This window comes from Planococcus sp. BI3 (assembly GCF_056680115.1).
This window is the reverse complement of the sequence record NZ_CM155266.1, coordinates 2,052,106-2,071,760: the sequence shown is the minus strand read 5'-3', so window position 1 is coordinate 2,071,760 and position 19,655 is coordinate 2,052,106. Positions and strand designations below refer to the sequence as shown.

The window sequence follows — 19,655 nt, the reverse complement described above, 5'->3', positions numbered from 1 at the left end:
AACGATTCATTAAATGTGAAAAACGAAGAAGGGTTTTTGAGCAATGCTTTTCCTGTTGTCTGACTCCTTTCCTTCTAATTTCAACATTCAAGGAGGAACAGAAAATGAGCGAAACATATGATTTTATTGTTATTGGGGGAGGCAGTGCGGGTTCTGTACTCGGCGATCGCCTAAGTGAAGACGGAACGAGAAATGTTCTTGTTTTGGAGGCAGGGCGCAGCGATTACTCGTGGGACCTGTTGATCCAAATGCCGGCAGCTTTGCCATTTCCAGCAGGCAACAGCCTGTATGATTGGAAATACGAATCGGATCCAGAACCTTATATGAATGGACGCCGCATCAAGCATGCACGGGGCAAAGTGCTTGGAGGCTCGAGTTCAATCAACGGCATGATTTACCAACGCGGCAACCCATTGGACTATGAGCGATGGGGAGCGGATGCGGGAATGGAAACATGGGATTTTGCCCATTGCCTTCCGTATTTTAAACGGTTGGAAACGGCTATAGCTTCACCGGATGATGATCTTCGCGGCCACGATGGACCGATCAAATTGGAACGCGGACCAGCGACAAATCCGTTATTCCAAGCCTTCTTTAACTCAGGAGTAGAGGCTGGCTACTCGCGTACTCCGGATGTCAATGGATTTCGCCAGGAGGGATTCGGACCATTTGATAAGCATGTCTATAAAGGCAGACGTTTGTCAGCTTCACGGGCCTATCTGCATCCGGCCATGAAGCGCCAAAACCTGACGGTGAAGACACGGGCTTTTGTGACTGCCATCGACTTTGATGGGACGCGGGCCAAAGGGTTGACTTACCGGCAAAACGGCAAGACTCATTATGTAGCAGCAGGGGAAGTTATCCTGTCAGGTGGGGCGATCAACACACCTCAGCTGCTTCAGCTGTCAGGCGTTGGAGATGCTGAACACCTTCGTTCCCTTGGCATTAAACCGGTATTGGACCTTCCGGGTGTGGGAGAAAACCTGCAGGATCATCTCGAAGTCTACATTCAGCATTCTTGCCCGTTGCCTGTTTCCCAGCAGCCGAGCTTAAATAAAGCACGGATGCCTTTGATCGGCTTGCAGTGGATTTTCACGCGTACTGGACCGGCAGCGACCAATCATTTCGAAGGCGGCGGTTTTGTTCGTTCAAACGAAGATGTCGCCTATCCGAATTTGATGTTCCATTTCCTGCCGGTAGCTGTCCGCTATGATGGACAAAAAGCGGAAACCAAACACGGCTTCCAGGTACATGTTGGACCGATGTACTCAGATGCCCGGGGATCATTGAAGATCCGTTCGAAAGATCCGAAAGTGTACCCGAGCATGGTCTACAATTACCTGTCGACTGAACAAGACCGTCGCGAGTGGATTGAAGCAGTGAAGGTTTCCCGGAAAATCATGTCTCAATCAGCGATGTCGACTTATAATTCAGGAGAAATCTCACCTGGCGCTGCTGTCAGCACAGATGAGGAAATTCTGGAATGGGTCGCAAATGATGCGGAGACTGCCCTTCATCCATCTTGTACCGCAAAAATGGGACCTGCTTCAGATCCGATGGCAGTCGTAGATCCATTGACCATGAAAGTGCACGGCTTGGAAAACGTCCGTGTAGTTGATGCATCTGCCATGCCATACGTTACGAACGGCAATATCCATGCGCCGGTATTGATGTTGGCGGAAAAAGCGGCAGACCTCATCCTGGGGCGTGAACCCTTAGAGCCAATCCACGCTGATTTCTATCGCCATGGTGTCCATCCTGCTGATGCGGGGACCGTAACTGAATAACAATTTCTATAAGAAGGCACTCGTTCACCATGTCATACATTGGTGAACGAGTGCCTTCTTTTTTCTGGATAGAGAGGGTTATTTGCTGTCTATTGAAGAGTCCTACTAATTGAGGCCGACAAAGAGTTTCTGCTTCTGCAGCATTGATGGCAGCTATCACAAATTCCTGATGAAAAAGATGATTTGAATATACATCTCTGCCATTTCAGAGGGAGTCTCCGTCAATTCATTATCCAGCCATTGCTCGACCAAGCCTAAAAAGGCGGAGGTGGCAAATGAAGACAGGTAGTCATGTGGAACGGTAGCACTCTTGAAAAAATTTTCGTTTATCATCATTTTTTCCAGAAAGTGCTCGATGAAGAAATGTTTGAGCCGCTTATGGAAGCCGACGTGGTTGTTGCCGCCTAAAAACACTTTGAAGGCGTCTGCATTCAACTGGATATAGCGGAATACCTCCACGGCATGAATCGAGGTATTGCCCTTTTCGGCTTCTGACAATAAAAAATCCGGCTGGAGCCGTTCCAAATGAGTTTCCAGTCCAGCGAGTAAATTTTCCTCCATCTGGTCCAGCAAATCATACTTATCCAGGTAATGCAGATAAAAAGTGCCTCTGTTTATGTTCGCAGCCGTTGCAATATCCTGAACAGAAATTTTCATAAAATTCTTGTCCTTGAGCAATTGAAGAAATTGCTGTTGGATTTTTTCTCTTGTCCTTGCATTCATGTCATCATAAACTGTGTTCATCCCATCGCCTCCCACCCATTCAACAGTTGAACATTTTCTGTTTATTGCTTTCATTATAGCAGGCGCCTAAAATTAAGGTATACCACTCAACAGTGTGTTTAGTGGAATTCAAGGGGACAGGTGAGATAAATGAAAAAGTCGAATGCGATGATGTGGATTACGTTGCTTATTGCGAGTGTTGTGCTGGTGAAGGCGTTTCTTTTAAATGAAGATATTAAACTGTTTTTATTGATCTTTTTTGCGATTGGATTGGCTCTGGCCTTATTGCGTCTTTTTGTGAACAACTCGATCAAGAAGATGAAGGGCAAGGATTGGAAGACGAAGGCGCTGTTCTTCGCTGTGCTGTTAGGGTTTGGCCTGCCGTTCCAATCGTGGTTTAGAAACGAAGTGCTGTTTTCGATGGATTCAGCCTTTCTGGCAGGCAGCATCGGCATGCTGATTGTCGGTATGCTGTTTATGACGACTTTCTTCGGTTATGCAGTGAATAAATTTCAGGAAATAGAGGCGGATAAATAAAGAAGGTTTTAATTTCGCAAAACAATTAAAGCAAAGACAGCTTCCTTTTAAAAATAGGAAGCTGTCTTTTTCTATCCAGTGTTTAGGAACAGTAAACTGTATGAACGGAAGAGTAACGGTTAAATGGGAAAAAATCTCATATAATAATTAAATAGTACGTATTAAAATATATTTTTATAATTATTACTATGAAATTAGTAGTGTATATACTATGATTAATTTGGACTATATAATCGAAAGGAAGTTAGTATCATGAAAAGTGTATTAAGCTTCGTCAAACTTAGGTGGAGATATGTTCTAGTAGCCTTATTTGCTTTAATTATTGGTGGGAGCGTAGGTCCTTCCCAATCTGAAGTAGATGCATCTACCGAGAGCAATGAAAAACTGATTGAACAAATCAGTAAACTGGAATCAACTAATGAGGAATCCGTGCTGAAAATTAAAGAACTGGAAGCAAAAGTAAAAGAAGCAGAACCGTTTTTCTCATTAAAAGAAGAAGAACGCAAAGAAAAAGAAGCGGAAGTGAAGAAGAAAGAAGAAGAAGCGGAGGCTAAAAAAGCAGCGGAAGAAGCGGCGGCAAAAGCTAAAGCAGAAGCTGAAGAAAAAGCCGAAGCAGATGCCAAGGCTGCAGCTGAAGCTAAAGAAAAGGCAGCAGCTGAAGAAAAAGAAAAAATCGGCTATGATACAGGAATCACATATGATCAACTAGCCAGAACTCCAGATGATTTTATTTATGAAAAGGTCAAATTCTACGGTACAGTTATTCAGGTAATGGAAGGAGATGGGACAACTCAAATCAGATTAGCTGTAAATGACAATTACGATACTGTCCTTTATGCAGAATTCGATTCCACAGTTGTCGACTCCCGAATCTTAGAAGATGATACGATTACGATAAGAGGGTTATCAACAGGGTTACTTACTTATGAATCCACTATGGGCGGGTCAATTTCCATACCTGGAATTTCTATAGAACAAATTGAACAATAATTAAACTAGATATAAGAACCAAGGTGTGGCAGACTTGGGCAAATGAAAATCCGACTGATGATTACTTCTAAAAAGTGATCTCAATCGGGTTTTTTCTACATATTACTAGAATTCAAATGAAAGTGGAGTATAAAATTTTTGGAGAAAGAATTAGCTATTAGTGAATAAAGTTGAAGATTAAGTTAACTAAATATTCTGTATTTTATATTGATTTATTTTGAAAGCGCTTTTATAATAAGGGTGATATCAAATGTGCTAAGAAAGAACATTTGTAAATGAGTTTTTATTGAAGAAAAGGGTGACCCGTACATCCTGTTTATACATATAGTGAGTCATCGCTTTCCGGAGGTGCAAAAAATTGGGGAAGGAGCGTGGAGGATGAGAGTGGAAAAAGAGCTGGCAATCATTGGATTGGAGGCAAATTCCAAGGAGGAAGCATTACAGCTGTTGGGGAGTAGGCTGATCGAGCAAGGTTATGTCAAAGAGGATTTTATCGAAAGTCTGCTCGAAAGAGAAAAAAATTATCCAACGGGGTTGCCGACAGAGCCCTTTGGCGTAGCGATTCCGCATACAGATGGCGACAGGGTGCATCGATCGACGGTCGCCTTTGCCAGTTTGAAGAATCCGGTCAAGTTCCTGATGATGGGAACAGACGATAAACTGGTCGATGTGAAGCTGATTTTTATGCTCGCTTTAAAAAGTTCGGATGACCAATTGGAAATGCTGCAGAAGTTGATGGAATTGATACAAGACCCGGAAATGGTCTCGAAGCTGGTCCAAGTCAAAAGTGCTGACGAACTCAATGGATTAGTAGAAGACAAAGTATAAAAATCACGGCATATTCCCTTAAATAAGCTTTTTCTTTCGATAGATGAAAATATAAGTCGAGGAGTGAAGTTGATGGGATTTTTACAATGGTTCGTAGATCTGGGTGCTTCTGTCTTACTGCCAATTTTAATTTTTATCTTTGCGTTGGTGCTGGGAACCAAGCCCGGTAAAGCATTGCGTGCCGGCATCATCGTCGGGATCGGGTTTGTCGGCATCAACCTGGTCATCGGATTGCTTGTTTCGAGCTTGGGGCCAGCCGCTCAATCAATGGTCGATAATTTCGGCTTCCAATTGAACACCATCGATGTCGGCTGGCCGGCGGCTTCTGCTATTTCCTATGGTACGTCTTTAGGGAGTCTCGCCATTCCATTGGGGGTGGGCGTCAATATTCTCCTCCTGACTTTCGGTTTGACCAAAACGCTGAACGTCGATATTTGGAATTTCTGGCATGTGGCATTCACCGGCTCGTTGGTCTATGCATTGACAGGAGATTTTTGGCTGGGAGTCTTGACCATTATTGTTCACTTGCTGTTGCTTTATTTGATGGCAGACGTTCTGGCGAAGCATATCGAGAAATTCTATGGTTTCCAAAACATCACATTTCCGCACGGGACCTCGGCGCCGTCCGCTTTTGTCGCCATGCCGATGAACTGGGTTTTTGACCGGATTCCTGGCTTCAACAAGCTGGAAGCCGACCCGGAATCGATTCAGAAAAGACTCGGGATTCTCGGGGATTCAACCATCATCGGTGTATTGATTGGGATTCTGATTGGGATATTGGCGGGATACGACATCCCAGGCATCCTGCAGCTATCCATTCAGACCGGTGCCGTCATGGTGCTGCTTCCGAGGATGGTTGCGTTGTTGATGGAAGGGTTGATCCCGGTTTCGGAAGCGGCCGGGGAATTCGTCAAAAAGCGTTTTCCGGGAAGAGACCTCTACATCGGCATGGACAGTGCTTTGGCGATCGGCCATCCAGCTGTCCTGTCCTCGGCTTTGCTGATTGTGCCGATCACCATTTTTATGGCTGTCCTGCTGCCGGGGAACTCCGTGCTGCCGTTTGCGGATCTTGCATCCATTCCATTTCTGATCTGTTTGATGGTGCCGATTTTTAGAGGGAATATCATTCGAACGGTAATCGGGGGATCCATTTATATCGGAATTGGTTTCTATATCGCGACATGGATTGCGCCGCTGTTCACAGAGGCTGCCATTGCCTCGAATTTCGAGATGGGTGAGAACACCAGTATTTCGTCATTGATCGATGGAGCGGTTTGGACGACCTTCATCTTTGTTTGGATTCCGAAAATCCTCAGCTGGTATGGCATGATCGGATTGGGGCTATTGATCTTGTTCGGGTTGATTTATCAAAATAAAATCAAGCCGAGACGACAGAAACAAACAGACGCAACAGAAGAGGGAGAGGAAATTAAATGAAAAAGCTATTGATCATGTGCGGAACGGGAATCGCGACTTCGACGGTCGTAAAAGGGAAAGTGGAGCAATGGCTGAAGGACAATAACTTGAGCCAGGAAGTGAAGATCTACCAATCGAAAGTCAGTGATGAAATTGGGCGGATTGATGAATACGACGTCGTGCTGTCCACTACCTTAGTGCCGAATAACATAAAAGACAAAGTGATCGATGGGGTGCCGCTTCTGACCGGCATCGGTGTTGACAGCATGTATGAGAAAGTCTTAGCTGAGATCAAGCGCGAGTAGCATGGGTAGCAAAAAAAATCAGCCGGTTGCGAAATCGATCGACTTCGCAAACTGGCTGGTTTTATTGTGGGGCGGATGGACTTACAGTTCTTCTCCGCGCGTCTGGATCACCTGCTTGTACCAATGGAACGATAGCTTTTTCTTGCGGTTCAGCCCATCCTTATGGTCGACATAGATAAAGCCATATTGTTTTTTGTAGCCGTTCAGCCAGCTCAACAGGTCAATGGCCGACCAGGCATAATAGCCTTTCAGGTTGATGCCCTGCTGGATTGCTCTTTTGATGACTTTCAGGTGCTCTTCAATGTACTTGATGCGGGGGACATCAACGATTTCGCCGTCGATGATCGGATCTTCATCGCCCAGGCCGTTTTCGGTGACGTACATCTTAACGTCGCCATAGCGCGCTTTCAGCATATGAAGGCCATCTAGAAATCCTTGCGGTGAGATTTCCCAGCCCCATTTGGTATAGGTTTTATCCTCCATTTTGACAGTCCGGTAAAAGCCGTCAAAAGAAGGGCTGCCGGGAACCAATGTGGAGGTTTCCCTTGAGTGTTCGATAGAAGACACTGCTTCGTGATTTTTTTTAACACGGATGGGTTGATAGTAATTAAGCCCGATGAAATCGTTATGGTCCGCATTTCTCCGCAAGGTGTCCAACTCTTCTTGGGTCCAATCGGGCGTCCAGCCTTTTTCCTCCAGCTGCTTAACCACATACGCAGGGTATTCGCCTTTTAAGATCGGATCGTAATACCAGTTGGTCTCGTATTCATTGGCATGCTGGGCAGCTTTCAGGTTATCCTCGTCGTCATCGACGCTATAGGCTGGAAGGAATACATGGGTAATGCCGATTTCGCCGTATTGCTTCAGTTTCTTGTAGGTTTCCACAGCCTTGGCATGGGCATAGAAGACATTATGTGTCGCTTGGAAATATTTCTTTTCGTCGTTCTGGATGCCTGGTGGATGGGCGCCTTTCAAGTAGCCCAATCCGCAGAACATGACGGTTTCATTGAAAGTGATCCAATGCTTGACCCGGTCACCGAAGGATTGGAAGCAAATCTCCGCATACTTGACGAACGCTCGAGCTGTCCGCTTATTGGTCCAGCCGCCGTCTTTTTCAAGTGCCAGCGGCAAATCCCAATGATACAGCGTGACGAAGGGGACGATGCCGTATTTCAAACATTCATCGATTAGATTGTTATAGAATTCCAGTCCTTTTTCATTCACATTGCCGTCACCGTCAGGCAGGATGCGTGCCCAGGAAACAGAGAAGCGGTATGATTCAAGGCCCATCTCGGCCATTAAACGGATGTCTTCTTTGTAGCGGTGGTAATGGTCGACAGCAATATCGCCATTTGTTCCTTCAAAGGTTTTTCCAGGGATCTTGGAAAAAACGTCCCAGTTGGTGGTCCCTTTGCCGTCTTCATTGGCAGCACCTTCCACCTGATAAGAAGCGGAAGCTGCCCCGAATAAAAAGTCATGCGGAAACTTCAATTGGATTTCGTTGTTTTTCATGTAGAAAGACCTCCATCTGCATTTGCTGATTTACAGTATAGCAGGAGAGGGGCCGAAGACAAATGGATGAGGGAGTACAGGGGCTTTCGGCAGTTCTATAGAACGTGCATAAGTATTTCTACAAATTGACTTCCCCTAATGGAATGGGTATATTAAATGGCGAAGAAGATGATTGGAGTGAACCGTTTGACCCCGGACATGGAATTACAGAACTTGGATTTGATTGATTTATTGAGCGAGCGCCATATAGCGACACGGAGAATTTCGGAAAGCGCATGGAATGACGCTAGTGAGATCCATATTTCAAACTCTGAATGGTATATCATGGCCCGTATTTATAAAAAGCAGCCCACCATTGCGTATGTCGCCAAGAATGTGGATATTTCCCGCCAGGCGATTCATAAATTCATAAAAAGCCTGGCTGCCAAAGATTTGGTGGAAGTGCATAATGTGGAGAACAATAAAAAAGAGAAATGCATCCGCCTAACAGCTTTAGGGGAAGAGTGCTACGAGAAACACGAAGCGCTGAAGGTTCAGGCGGAAAAGAAAATTGCTGAAAAAATTGGCAGCGACCAAATGAAAGTCCTCAAAGATATTCTGAAGGCCGATTGGGGAATCTAACCCAAACCGAAGAACGCCCTGCTTCATCAATCCACTTGATGAAGCAGGGCGTTCTTTTCTATATATAAGCAACGTCGGGCAAGGACTTTTTATACGATAGGAAGCGGTTTATCATTCTTGATCAAGTCATTGATCCGTTTGTTGATTTCTTCAAAACTGGTGTCCAAAGCACGGGCAAGTTCCTTGAAGAGAATGATCTGTGTGTTATTCAGCAGTTTGTAGTCGCGCTCGTAAAGTGTCGTCTTCTCGAGTTGTGCATCGAATTTTTTGCGCATCAGGGTGTTGACGACTTTGGCGATCTGCAAACGATCTCCTGAATTGATAAGCTCGGAATACTGCTTCAGCCGCGAATTCGGCTGGGTTTCCCATTCAGCTCCATCTTGCTTGAAGCTTTCGATGATTTCAAGGGCTTCTTCTTTTTGGAGAAGCTTCAGCATAACAACCTTTTCGTTATCAACAGGTGTGCTGATGGTCACCAGGGTATTCTCCAAAGGATGCAATTTATAATATTTTTTGGTGACACCTGAAACGGTTTCATCACGAATATCGTCAATTCTACATAGGCCATGGGCGGAATAAATGATGTGATCTCCAATAGTGAACATTTTTTTCCTCCTCAAATCTAACTCAACTGTAATCAGTATAACACAAGTCTGATTTATTGTAAACTTAGTTGACGATTAATCGCCCTGCTTCTGCCGGACATACAAATGCCATAAACAATAGAGTAGACCATAAATAAAGGGGAATACAAATACAAGGCGGCTTTAGGGTTGCCAAAGTGGAGGTAACAGAAGAATGAAGAGTGTAATAGATGCAAAACGGCTGATCGTTGCTGAAAAACTCAAGCACTACAATGAGCGCTTGGCGGACATGGAGCGGGATTTACAGTTTTTTTACGAAGAATCACTGGACGATGAAGAGTCCCTTACAATAATTATGGAGCTGCAGGATAAAGTCGAGCAATTAAGAGTAGTGATAAATAAAGAAAACCACGAGACAGTCAACTAAAACTGTCTTTTTTGCTGTCTTCAAGTAAGTCTGATGGACACGTGATAATGTGCTATTATTAGTATTGGATTTACCATAGATATGCACAAACACTGGAAATCACAGGAGGCTACTACAATGGACAATAATGATTTATTGATCAGACTGCGCTACGCGCTGGATATAAAAAACAATGACATGATCGAGATCTTCAAATTGGGCGGGGTTGAACTGAGCAAGGAAGAAGTATTGAAAGTGTTGACGAAAACCCCTGAAAGCGATGATGAGGACAATGACAGCATCTGGGCCGAACAGGAAACCGATGATTACATCAAAGCGGACGACCATCTGTTTGAGTCATTCTTGAATGGCTTCATCATTTTCAAACGCGGCCGCCAGGAACCCAAGCCGGGACAGCCGGAAATTCCGGCGCAGACGAACGAGCGCTCCAATAACCTGTTGTTGAAAAAAGTGAAAATCGCTTTGCAGCTCAACAGTGAAGATATGCTGGAGGTTTGGGATTTGGCTGGTGTAACCGTAACGAGAGGCGAGCTGGGCGCATTGCTGCGAAAAGTAGGCCACAAAAACTACAAAGAATGCGGCGATCGCTACGCACGGAACTTCCTGAAGGGCTTGGCGATCAAGTACAGAAAATAGAAAACAGCATTTCTGCTTGTCAGCATCATCGACAAACGGAAATGCTGTTTTTTTTTTGCCGGAAATTAAACAGGAAGTTGAAAAAGTACAGATGATATTAAAAGAGTGCTAGTGACAGCGCTTTCAAATCAGTTATCTGAATTTATACTTAAGTTGTACTTATTTTATTCAAAGGGAGAGGGATAAATAAATGACAAGGAATGTAAAGGGTGTTTTGTTTCTGATGATGCTTATGGCATTTGTATTAGTGGCCGCGGGGTGCAATAGCGATGATGGCGGAGGATCTTCTTCAGCTGTAGATGTAGGAATCGTCTTGCCTACCAAAGATGAACCGAGATGGGTTCAAGATGAGCAGCGTTTCAAAGATGCATTGGCGGATTCAGAGTATTCAACAGAAATCCTATTCAGCCAAGGATCTTCAGCAAAAGAAAAAGAGAATGTTGAAGCCTTGTTGAACAAAGGCATTAAAGTATTAATCATTACACCACACGATGGGCCAGCGGCTGCAGCAGCAGTGGAAGCGGCGAAAAAAGAAGGCGTGACAATCATCGCCTATGACCGTTTGATAACGGACACAGACGCAGTAGACTATTACGTGACGTTTGACAGCTTAGCGGTAGGGGCGGCACAGGCTCAGTATCTGGTCGACAATGCAGAAGGCAAAGACATGCCACTTTACCTATATGCCGGCGCGTCTTCTGATAACAATGCCTTCCTGTTCTTTGAAGGTGCATGGGAAGTGCTTCAACCAAAAATCGCTGATGGAACGTTCAAAGTAGCCAACTCGAGCGAAGCTGAAGCGTTGAAAGATACCGGAGACTTATCACGTGAACAATTGAGCAAAATCATCGGCCAGGTGACTACCAACTGGGATCCGAATGAATCCAAGAACAAAGCACAGACGCACTTGACTTCAGTAGGGGATGATATGAAAGGCGATATCGCCGTTCTTGCGCCAAATGACGGAACAGCTCGTTCGATTGCTGATGTATTCGCTTCAGACGGTGCCGTATCAAGCTATTTGATTACCGGCCAGGATGCTGAAAAAGCATCGATTCAGTACATCATCGATGAAAAGCAATCCATGACAGTATTCAAAGATGTTCGTTCATTGGTTACAGATGCAATGGGCATGGCAGTTGAAGTACTGGATGGCAATACACCTGAAACAACTGGAACATACGACAATGGCTCTGTGGAAGTGAAAGCGAAACAGACACCGGTCATTGTTGTGGACGAAGCAAATGTTAAAGCTGAATTGATCGATTCTGAATATTACGAAGCAAGTGAGTTTACAGGATTAGAGTAAAAGATACAGCGAAGCGGAAAAATAGTGATAGAACTTCTATCGCTGTTCTTCCGTTTCACTTGTATTTAGAGCAGGAGGCGATTGCATGAGTGGCTACATTTTAGAGATGAATAACATCACTAAGGAATTTCCGGGCGTCAAGGCACTTTCCGATGTCAGTTTCAAAGTCGAACAAGGGGAGATCCACTGCTTGATCGGTGAAAATGGAGCAGGCAAATCGACCTTAATGAAAGTGCTGAGCGGTGTTTATCCTTATGGAACGTATAAAGGAGATATCGTTTTCGAAGGACAGGTCCAGCAGTTCAACGAAATCAATGACAGTGTCAAAGCAGGAATCGGCATCATTTACCAAGAGCTTGCCCTTTTTCCGGATCTGACCGTATATGAAAACATTTTTGCCGGCAATGAAATCACAAAAGGACCGTTTGTCGATTGGAATGAAACCATCGTTCAAGCGACTCGCATGCTGAAAAAAGTAAAACTGAATGTTACACCAGAGACCTTGATCAAAGACCTTGGCGTTGGAAAGCAGCAGCTTGTTGAAATTGCCAAAGCGCTCAGCAAAGATGTGAAGCTGTTGATTCTTGATGAACCGACCGCTGCCTTGAATGAAAACGACAGTGAAAATTTATTGGAATTATTGAAGGAACTGAAAAGCCAAGGCATCAGCTGCATTATGATTTCACATAAATTAAAGGAAGTCATCTCAATTGCTGACAAAGCGACAGTGCTGCGGGACGGCAAGACGATCTGTACGCTTGATGCCAAAAAAGGAGAAATCACCGAAAGCATCATCATCAAAAATATGGTTGGACGCGAAATTGAAGATATCTACCCTAAGCGACCCGATAAAAAAATTGGTGAAACGGTCTTAAAGCTGACAGACTGGACTGCCTATGATGCTCAATTGGGTCGGAAAGTTGCAAAAAATATCAATCTGGAAGTGAAAAAAGGGGAAATCATCGGCATCGCCGGCCTTATGGGGTCGGGGCGGACAGAACTGGCGCTCAGCATCTTCGGCAACCCTAAAAATTATAAGCTGCAGGGAGAACTGGAAGTGCATGGAGAAAAGAAAAACTTCAAGCATACCAGCGACGCCATCAAAGCGGGCATTGCCTATGTGACGGAAGACCGTAAAGGCGATGGGCTGTTCTTGATCCAGGATATCAAGATCAATGTCTCCGCCGCTAATATGAAGGGCATTTCCAAGAAGGGCATGCTGAATTTGAATGAAGAAGTGAAAGTCGGATCAGAATATAAAAAGTCACTCAATATTAAGGCCAGCTCTTTGGAACAAGTGGTCGGCAAATTGAGCGGCGGAAACCAGCAAAAAGTATCTCTCGGCAAATGGTTGTTCACAGGGCCGAGAATTCTGATTCTGGATGAACCGACACGCGGGATTGATGTAGGAGCTAAATTTGAAATCTATACCATCATGAACGAATTAATCAAAGAAGGGCTCAGCATCATCATGATTTCCTCGGAACTTGGTGAAATCATGGGAATGAGCGACCGTATTTACGTAATGGCTGAAGGTGCGATAAAAGGGGAACTGGCCATTGAAGAAACGACACAAGAGACCATTATGGAGCTCGCAACGCAATAGGAGGCAGTAATAATGAATCTTTTTACGGAAGCTAAGTCCATCGTAAAATCAAATATCCGCGATTACGGCATGTACATCGCACTGATCGTCATCATGCTGACGTTCACGATCATGACAGACGGTCTTTTCATCTCATCCCGAAACATCAGCAATTTGTTGGACTCTGCAGGTTACATCGCTGTCCTGGCTGTAGGAATGACCTTGGTCATCGTCATCCGGCATATCGATTTATCTGTAGGTTTTGTGGCCGGATTTTTAGGCGCTGTTGCGGCAATCTTTATGACGCAGCTCGGTTTTTCCATTTGGATCACCATTCCCGTCATACTGGTATTTGGTATTCTGATCGGTTTTTTCAATGGATTTCTGATTGCGCAACTGGGCATCCCGGCTTTTGTAGCTACACTCGCAGGTATGCTGATTTTCCGGGGAGCTTTGCTGAATGTCACTGAAGACACCGGAACCATCATCATCAATAACGACCAATTCAATGCGATCGGCAATGGTTTCATCCCTTCGCTGATGCTTGTCAATGGCTTGCATCTGCTGTCGTTGATGGTAGGAGTTGCCGCTATCATCCTGTATATCTTCAGTGAAATTTCTACTCGGAAAAATAAAATGACTTACGGCTTTGACGTGATGTCGAGCGGCATTTTTCTTATTAAATTATTGCTGGTTTCTTTAGTCATTGCATACATTACCTGGATTTTGGCCGGTTACAATGGATTTTCATGGACAATGGTCATTATGCTGGTAGTGGTGGTCATTTATCATTTCCTGACAACGAAAACTGTTTTAGGGCGCAACATTTACGCAGTCGGGAGTAATCCTGAAGCAGCGCACCTGAGCGGCATCAATGTTAAGAAAATCACCTTCATTGTTTTCGGTTCCATGGGAATGCTGGCTGCATTGTCAGGCTTATTGTTCACTTCACGTCTGCAGTCGGCAACGACTACAGCGGGAACATTGTTTGAACTGGATGCCATTGCAGCCGCTTACGTCGGTGGAGTGTCATCAGCCGGTGGGGTAGGACGTGTCACAGGAGCCATTATCGGGGCTGTCGTTATGGCCTCTTTATCCAGCGGCATGAACCTGCTGGGTACGGGTATTTCCTATCAATATATGATTCGCGGCGGGGTGTTGGCGGCGGCTGTTATTTTTGATGTAATGACTCGCAGACAGCGGGCCTGAGCAGTTTAGAAGATGACGGAAAAATAAGGCGGCATCTTCCTTTTGGGAGGTGCCTTTTTGTCTGTTCGTGCCTGTATTGTGAATTTTCAGCCAAGTGGTAAGATGGAAAGAGTTCACTACCGGAAAAGGAGTCAAATCCCGTGAGAAAAAAAGTGATAATCGTCCTCTGTTCCCTATGTGCAATTTTTGGTTTTTTTACTTTATGGTCGGCTGAAGGAACATTCCGATCCGACTGGGAATTGCCGGCTCCCATTCCTGCTGATGAAGAAAGCTACCGGCTTGTATTGATTACGCAGGAGCTTGAAACACCTTTTTGGGATAAAGTTGGAGCAGGTGCAATGGCGCAAGCGGAACGTGAAGAGGTAATTCTGGATGTCTGGGGAAGTTACAGCAACAACCAGGAAGATTTTTTGAAGCAGATTGAAATCGCTCTTCATTCCAAAGTGGATGGACTGATCGTCCAAGGGCTGGATACGGAAGAATTCAAGCAATTGACGAAAGAAAAGGCGGCATTTTATGGCATTCCAGTCATTACAGTTGCCAATGATGTACCCGTTGCGGAAAGTCTGCGCAAAACCTTTGTGGGATCGGATCATTATGCAGCAGGGAAAATGCTTGCGGAACAATTGGTTAAGGAGATGGGCGGTACCGGACAGGTGGTTTTGCTTGGTGATATCGAGCAGGAATACAGCCAACAACAGCGGCTGCAGGGAGTGACTGAAAGTCTTGGAGCGCATACAGGCATTTCAACTATCAATGTGGAAAGCGGTAAGTCGGATGAAGAAGTCGTTGCGGTCACCCAGAATGTACTCAACCAGAACCCGAATGTTCAAAGCTTTATCGCACTCAATGCCAATCACGTCGGGCCCATGATGAAAGAAATCAGCAGACGTGCTCAACTGGAACCCTACCATTTGTATTCATTTGACGATGGCTCTGAGACGGCAGCGTTGTTGGAACAAGGAAAACTGGATGCAATGATTCAGCAGTCTCCCGAAAAAATGGGCGGGCAAAGTATTGAATTGATGATGAAATGGTTGAGAAATGAGGTCGTTCCACTGGAATCGAGTGGATACATCACAGATATTCGTATTGTAGAAGGGGCGGAAGCCGGATCATGAATACGATTCAGAAAAAAATCTGGATGCTCGCGACCGTAGTACTGGTGATGATGATTGCCATATGGCTGACGCTCACCTTCTATAATCAGAAGATGCAGACCCAGTATAATGATATTTTGCAGCGCTATTTGCAGATGAATGAAATCACCAGTGAAAGCCAGCAGATGGTGACTGATTTGAATAATTATTTATTGATGCCATCGGTTGATACGCAATCCCGGCTCGAAGGGAGCAGAGAACGGCTGCTGGATGTTCAGTCGACGGTTTATGAATTGCGGAATGTGGAGAATGAATTCGCTTTGACGAATTACAGTCACCTCATCAGCAGTTTCGTGGAAACGGTGGACCGTTCTGTCAGTTTTCAAGGACAAGAAGAGACCGAAGCTTCCTTGACGGAATTTGAGGAAGCTACTCGTATTTCAATGTATATTTCGGAAATGACTTTAACCATTATAGATACAGAACTTAGGACTTATGAGAGATTTTATCGGGGGATTATTGATCAATCGGCGGAATTGAAGAAACTGGGTGTCTGGCTGCTGCTGTTGATTACGGCAGCGCTTCTGCTGTTTACCTATCTATTCTCCCTCAGCATCACCAAGCCTATCCATCAATTGACGAAAGCGGCAAACGAATTGGCCAAAGGCCGATTTGATCAGACGATTTATGTGGACTCCAATGATGAAATTTCTTTTTTGGCAAAAACTTTTAATCATATGCGGAGAAATATCAATGACATGATTCTGGAAATCCAGCAGAAAGCACAATTGGAGCGCGAATTGCAGGACAGTAAATTATTGCTCCAGCAAAGCCAGCTGCGCAATCTGCAAAGTCAGATCAATCCTCATTTTCTATTCAATACCTTGAACACCTTATCAAAAAAAGCCTACTTGGATGGCGCTGAAGAAACCAGCGACTTGCTGGTCAGTGTCGCCAGTTTGCTGCGCTATAACTTGAAACGCATGGACCGGCCTGTGACGTTGGCAGAGGAAGAGTTTGTGCTCCGCCAATACATGGAAATCCAGCAGGCGCGATTCAGCGACCGTCTGCAATTTTTTACGGAGCTGGATGCAAGCTGCTTGAATCTGCAGATTCCGGGACTCACGCTGCAGCCCCTTATAGAAAACGCAGTGATTCATGCAATTGAACCGGAAGAGGACGGCGGCCATATCTGGTTCCGCATCATGGATCGGGACGATGAAGTATGGATTGAAATCGAGGACAATGGCAAAGGCATGAGCCCGGAAAAACAGCACCAACTGCTCGTTGGAGCGATAGCGCCGGCGGAAGGCCATTCCACGGGAATCGGATTTACCAATGTTGTAAAAAGACTGCAGCTGTTTTATGGCAAGGAAGATGTGGTGGCGATTGAAAGCGAAGTAGGCCGAGGAACCAAAGTCATCTTGAAACTACCGAAAGTCAAGGGGGCGGTTAACGATGATCAAGCTATTGATAGTAGACGATGAACCGACTGAACGAGACGGTATGCAAGCTATTTTGGAGCGCGCCTACAAGGAGTTCGATATCAAGCAGGCAAAAAACGGAAAAGCAGCGATTGACTTGGCGGAAATCTGGAAACCTGACTGGGTGTTCATGGACATCATGATGCCGGGCATGACAGGTTTAGAAGCGATAGAGAAGATTCAGGAAATGGATCGGGAGATTCAATTTGTCATGGTCACTGCTTTTGAGACCTTTGATTATGCCCGTCAGGCGATTAAGTTAGGTGTCAAAGACTATTTGCTGAAGCCGAGCAAAGCCAGCGAAATTGTGGCGACTGTCGCCAAACTGCTGGAACAGCAGGTACAAAAAGAACAGCTCTCAATAGTCCAGCATCAGCAGCGGGAAGATTTTCATAAAGCCCTGGCAATCGTGGAAACAGATATCGTGACCCAATTGCTGTTTGATCATGTTCATGATGTCCATATTGAATTGCTGGTTGATATGCTGGAAATTCCGGCAACTGACGAAAAATTCGTCATGACGGTTCTGGTGCCGGAAGGCTCGGAAAAATTATATCCACAATTAAAAGCGGAAATCCGCAAGACTGAAAATGCATGGATTGGGGCATTGTATGGCCGTCAATTGCCCATCATCGTTTTTCGGGACCAGGAAAGATCTTTTCGATCCCAGGCAATTTCATTGGTAAAAGCCATCCTGTCCATTTCGGGAAGCCATCAGGAAGGGTGGTTTGTCGGTGTAGGACCGGTCTGTGAGTCGTTGGAGGATATCAGGAATTCTTATCAGAAATCCCTTATTGCAACAATGGATCTGTCGCTGCCTTCCAGATACCGATTTTCATCTGATGTCCCGTCCCTTGAAAAAGCGGGGGATGCTGCATTTGTTAAGCGGCAGGAGAAAAAGCTATTCGATTTTATTCGTTTAGGGGAATGGGAATCGATTGATCGATTGGTGGTGGACCTAATCCGACGTTTCGAGCAGGAAGGCGCAAATATCCTTTGGACACAACAGCGGACACTTGAATTTTTGTGGATTACTGCACGAGTCATGGGAGAAATGGGCATTGACGCGCCTAATCCTTATTATACGATTCAAGCCAAAGATCATCGGCAGCTGCACAGTGAAACCCTTCAGGTGATCGAGCGGTTGAAGTGGGTCTATATGAAACATTATGACCGTCTGGAAGTGGATAAAATCCATCAGATCAAGCAATACATCATGGATCATTCCCATGAAGACATTTCATTGGATGCATTGGCCCAGAAAGTAGAGTTGAGCCCTATCTACCTCAGCAAGATGTTCAAAGAAAAACTGGGTTTCAACTATATCGATTTTCTGACCTCGTGCCGAATAAACAAAGCAAAAAAGCTATTGGGTGATCCAAAGAAAAGCCTAAAGGAAATTGCCTTTGAAATTGGCTATCATGAGCCGAATTATTTCAGCAAGGTCTTTAAGAAGATGAACGATGTATCTCCAAAGGAATACCGCAGAACGCTGTTGACGGAAAGGAAAGATCAGCGTGAAGAATAAAAGAATTCAACTATTGCTGGTCTTATTCATCAGCCTGTTTTTTGGAGCCTGTGCACCTGACGAATCGGTGGGCAAAGCAGTGCCTGAAAAAAAACAGTATACAGAAAGCAAGGAGCCCATCAAAATCGGATTTTCCATGGATACGCTGAAGGAAGAACGCTGGTTGAAAGACCAAGCGCTATTTAAGAAAGCCGTAGAGGATTTGGGCGCAGAAGTGGAGATTGTGGCCGCCAATGGGAATGATGCACTGCAGCTCACCCAGGCTGAAACGTTGATCCAGCAAGGCATCGACCTATTGGTCATTGTTCCGCATAATGCGGAAGCCACAGCTGCTATTGTCCATAAAGCGCATCGTGCCGGCATTAAGGTAATTGCCTACGACCGCCTGGTGAAAAATGCGGATATCGATCTCTATGTATCATTTGATAACGAGCGGGTGGGGGAAATGCAGGCGGAGGCAATTTTAGAGTTGGTGCCCAAAGGGAATTACGTCTATATCGGAGGGGCAACGACGGACAATAATGTTCATCTGATAAAAAAAGGCGTATTCAATGTACTTCAGCCGGCCATTGACCGTGGAGACATTAAAGTCGTTTATGACCAATGGACAGAAGATTGGTCACCCGAGAAGGCTTTTCTCAATATGACGGAGGCACTGGCAGCCAATGGCAATCAAATTGATGCGGTCATCGCTGCCAATGATGCGACTGCCGGAGGCGTTATTCAAGCTTTAGAAGCACAAGGATTAGCGGGTAAAATCCCAGTAGCGGGACAGGATGCAGAACTTGCTGCTGCACAACGTGTTGTCAATGGCACCCAGACGATGACGGTCTATAAGCCCATTCAGACTTTGACGGAGCAAGCTGCTGCCTTGGCAGTCAGAATGGCGGAGGGGGAAGATGTCACGACTGTTAAATATGTTAACAATGGCAAGATCGATGTGCCTTCCATCCTGTTGGAGCCGATTCCCGTGACGGTCGAGAACATGAGAGACACCGTCATTGCTGATGGTTTTCATACGGGTATGGAGATTTATGGAGCCGGGAATGACTAAGGGTTCAGCCAGCATCCAGG

The 19,655-nt window shown here is 45.2% G+C and carries 19 protein-coding genes; 16 read left to right on the top strand and 3 right to left on the bottom strand.

Going from position 1 to position 19,655, the window contains the following annotated elements:
* Positions 1-104 precede the first annotated feature (104 nt).
* Complete coding sequence (gene betA / locus AC1MEO_RS10280) at positions 105-1,787, top strand: choline dehydrogenase (protein ID WP_480330088.1); 1,683 nt, start codon at positions 105-107, stop codon at positions 1,785-1,787.
* 156 nt (positions 1,788-1,943) lie between these two features.
* On the opposite strand, the gene AC1MEO_RS10275 is transcribed toward betA, so the two are convergent.
* Positions 1,944-2,531: a TetR/AcrR family transcriptional regulator gene (locus tag AC1MEO_RS10275; protein WP_480330086.1), complete on the bottom strand. Its 588-nt coding sequence runs from the start codon at positions 2,529-2,531 to the stop codon at positions 1,944-1,946.
* A gap of 129 nt (positions 2,532-2,660) precedes the next feature.
* Here AC1MEO_RS10275 and AC1MEO_RS10270 point away from each other — a divergent pair, with 129 nt between their 5' ends.
* From AC1MEO_RS10270 to AC1MEO_RS10250, 5 genes are all read left to right on the top strand, one after another.
* The gene (locus AC1MEO_RS10270) at positions 2,661-3,047 is read left to right on the top strand and encodes an MFS transporter permease (RefSeq protein ID WP_480330084.1); all 387 of its coding nucleotides are present in this window, start codon (positions 2,661-2,663) and stop codon (positions 3,045-3,047) included.
* Between the two features lie 252 nt (positions 3,048-3,299).
* Complete coding sequence (locus tag AC1MEO_RS10265) at positions 3,300-4,037, top strand: toxin regulator (RefSeq protein WP_480330082.1); 738 nt, start codon at positions 3,300-3,302, stop codon at positions 4,035-4,037.
* Between the two features lie 378 nt (positions 4,038-4,415).
* Positions 4,416-4,865: a PTS sugar transporter subunit IIA gene (locus AC1MEO_RS10260; RefSeq protein WP_480330080.1), complete on the top strand. Its 450-nt coding sequence runs from the start codon at positions 4,416-4,418 to the stop codon at positions 4,863-4,865.
* Between the two features lie 72 nt (positions 4,866-4,937).
* Complete coding sequence (locus AC1MEO_RS10255) at positions 4,938-6,302, top strand: PTS galactitol transporter subunit IIC (protein WP_480330078.1); 1,365 nt, start codon at positions 4,938-4,940, stop codon at positions 6,300-6,302.
* Entirely contained in the window at positions 6,299-6,586 is a 288-nt protein-coding gene (locus AC1MEO_RS10250; protein ID WP_480330076.1) for a PTS sugar transporter subunit IIB, read from the top strand. The genes AC1MEO_RS10255 and AC1MEO_RS10250 overlap by 4 nt, the downstream gene beginning before the upstream one ends.
* Positions 6,587-6,667: 81 nt before the next feature.
* Here AC1MEO_RS10250 and AC1MEO_RS10245 read toward each other — a convergent pair whose 3' ends face one another.
* Positions 6,668-8,077, bottom strand: a complete 1,410-nt coding sequence (locus AC1MEO_RS10245; RefSeq protein ID WP_480336078.1) for a GH1 family beta-glucosidase — start codon at positions 8,075-8,077, stop codon at positions 6,668-6,670.
* Positions 8,078-8,254: 177 nt separating this feature from the next.
* Here AC1MEO_RS10245 and AC1MEO_RS10240 point away from each other — a divergent pair, with 177 nt between their 5' ends.
* Complete coding sequence (locus AC1MEO_RS10240) at positions 8,255-8,719, top strand: MarR family winged helix-turn-helix transcriptional regulator (RefSeq protein ID WP_480330074.1); 465 nt, start codon at positions 8,255-8,257, stop codon at positions 8,717-8,719.
* An 89-nt stretch (positions 8,720-8,808) separates the two neighbouring features.
* On the opposite strand, the gene AC1MEO_RS10235 is transcribed toward AC1MEO_RS10240, so the two are convergent.
* Positions 8,809-9,324, bottom strand: a complete 516-nt coding sequence (locus AC1MEO_RS10235) for a CarD family transcriptional regulator (protein WP_480330072.1) — start codon at positions 9,322-9,324, stop codon at positions 8,809-8,811.
* Positions 9,325-9,517: 193 nt separating this feature from the next.
* On the opposite strand from AC1MEO_RS10235, the gene AC1MEO_RS10230 reads away from it, so the two are divergent.
* The 9 genes from AC1MEO_RS10230 to xylF all read left to right on the top strand — a co-directional run bounded on the left by AC1MEO_RS10230 (position 9,518) and on the right by xylF (position 19,635).
* Complete coding sequence (locus tag AC1MEO_RS10230) at positions 9,518-9,730, top strand: hypothetical protein (protein WP_480330070.1); 213 nt, start codon at positions 9,518-9,520, stop codon at positions 9,728-9,730.
* 117 nt (positions 9,731-9,847) lie between these two features.
* The gene (locus AC1MEO_RS10225; protein WP_480330068.1) at positions 9,848-10,366 is read left to right on the top strand and encodes a YehS family protein; all 519 of its coding nucleotides are present in this window, start codon (positions 9,848-9,850) and stop codon (positions 10,364-10,366) included.
* A gap of 190 nt (positions 10,367-10,556) precedes the next feature.
* A complete protein-coding gene (locus AC1MEO_RS10220) occupies positions 10,557-11,675 on the top strand; it encodes a sugar ABC transporter substrate-binding protein (RefSeq protein WP_480330066.1) in 1,119 nt (372 codons plus the stop codon).
* Between the two features lie 85 nt (positions 11,676-11,760).
* Positions 11,761-13,281, top strand: a complete 1,521-nt coding sequence (locus AC1MEO_RS10215; protein ID WP_480330064.1) for an ATP-binding cassette domain-containing protein — start codon at positions 11,761-11,763, stop codon at positions 13,279-13,281.
* Positions 13,282-13,293: 12 nt separating this feature from the next.
* Entirely contained in the window at positions 13,294-14,469 is a 1,176-nt protein-coding gene (locus tag AC1MEO_RS10210) for a sugar ABC transporter permease (protein ID WP_480330062.1), read from the top strand.
* A 140-nt stretch (positions 14,470-14,609) separates the two neighbouring features.
* Entirely contained in the window at positions 14,610-15,590 is a 981-nt protein-coding gene (locus AC1MEO_RS10205; RefSeq protein ID WP_480330059.1) for a sugar ABC transporter substrate-binding protein, read from the top strand.
* Positions 15,587-17,056, top strand: coding sequence for a sensor histidine kinase (locus AC1MEO_RS10200; RefSeq protein ID WP_480330057.1), 1,470 nt, complete (start codon positions 15,587-15,589; stop codon positions 17,054-17,056). Before AC1MEO_RS10205 ends, AC1MEO_RS10200 begins: the two co-directional genes overlap by 4 nt.
* Positions 17,028-18,581 carry a response regulator gene (locus AC1MEO_RS10195; protein WP_480330055.1) on the top strand — a complete coding sequence of 518 codons (1,554 nt, stop codon included), beginning with the start codon at positions 17,028-17,030 and terminating at the stop codon, positions 18,579-18,581. The genes AC1MEO_RS10200 and AC1MEO_RS10195 overlap by 29 nt, the downstream gene beginning before the upstream one ends.
* Positions 18,571-19,635 carry a D-xylose ABC transporter substrate-binding protein gene (gene xylF / locus AC1MEO_RS10190; protein WP_480330053.1) on the top strand — a complete coding sequence of 355 codons (1,065 nt, stop codon included), beginning with the start codon at positions 18,571-18,573 and terminating at the stop codon, positions 19,633-19,635. Before AC1MEO_RS10195 ends, xylF begins: the two co-directional genes overlap by 11 nt.
* The last annotated feature ends 20 nt before the right edge of the window (positions 19,636-19,655 follow it).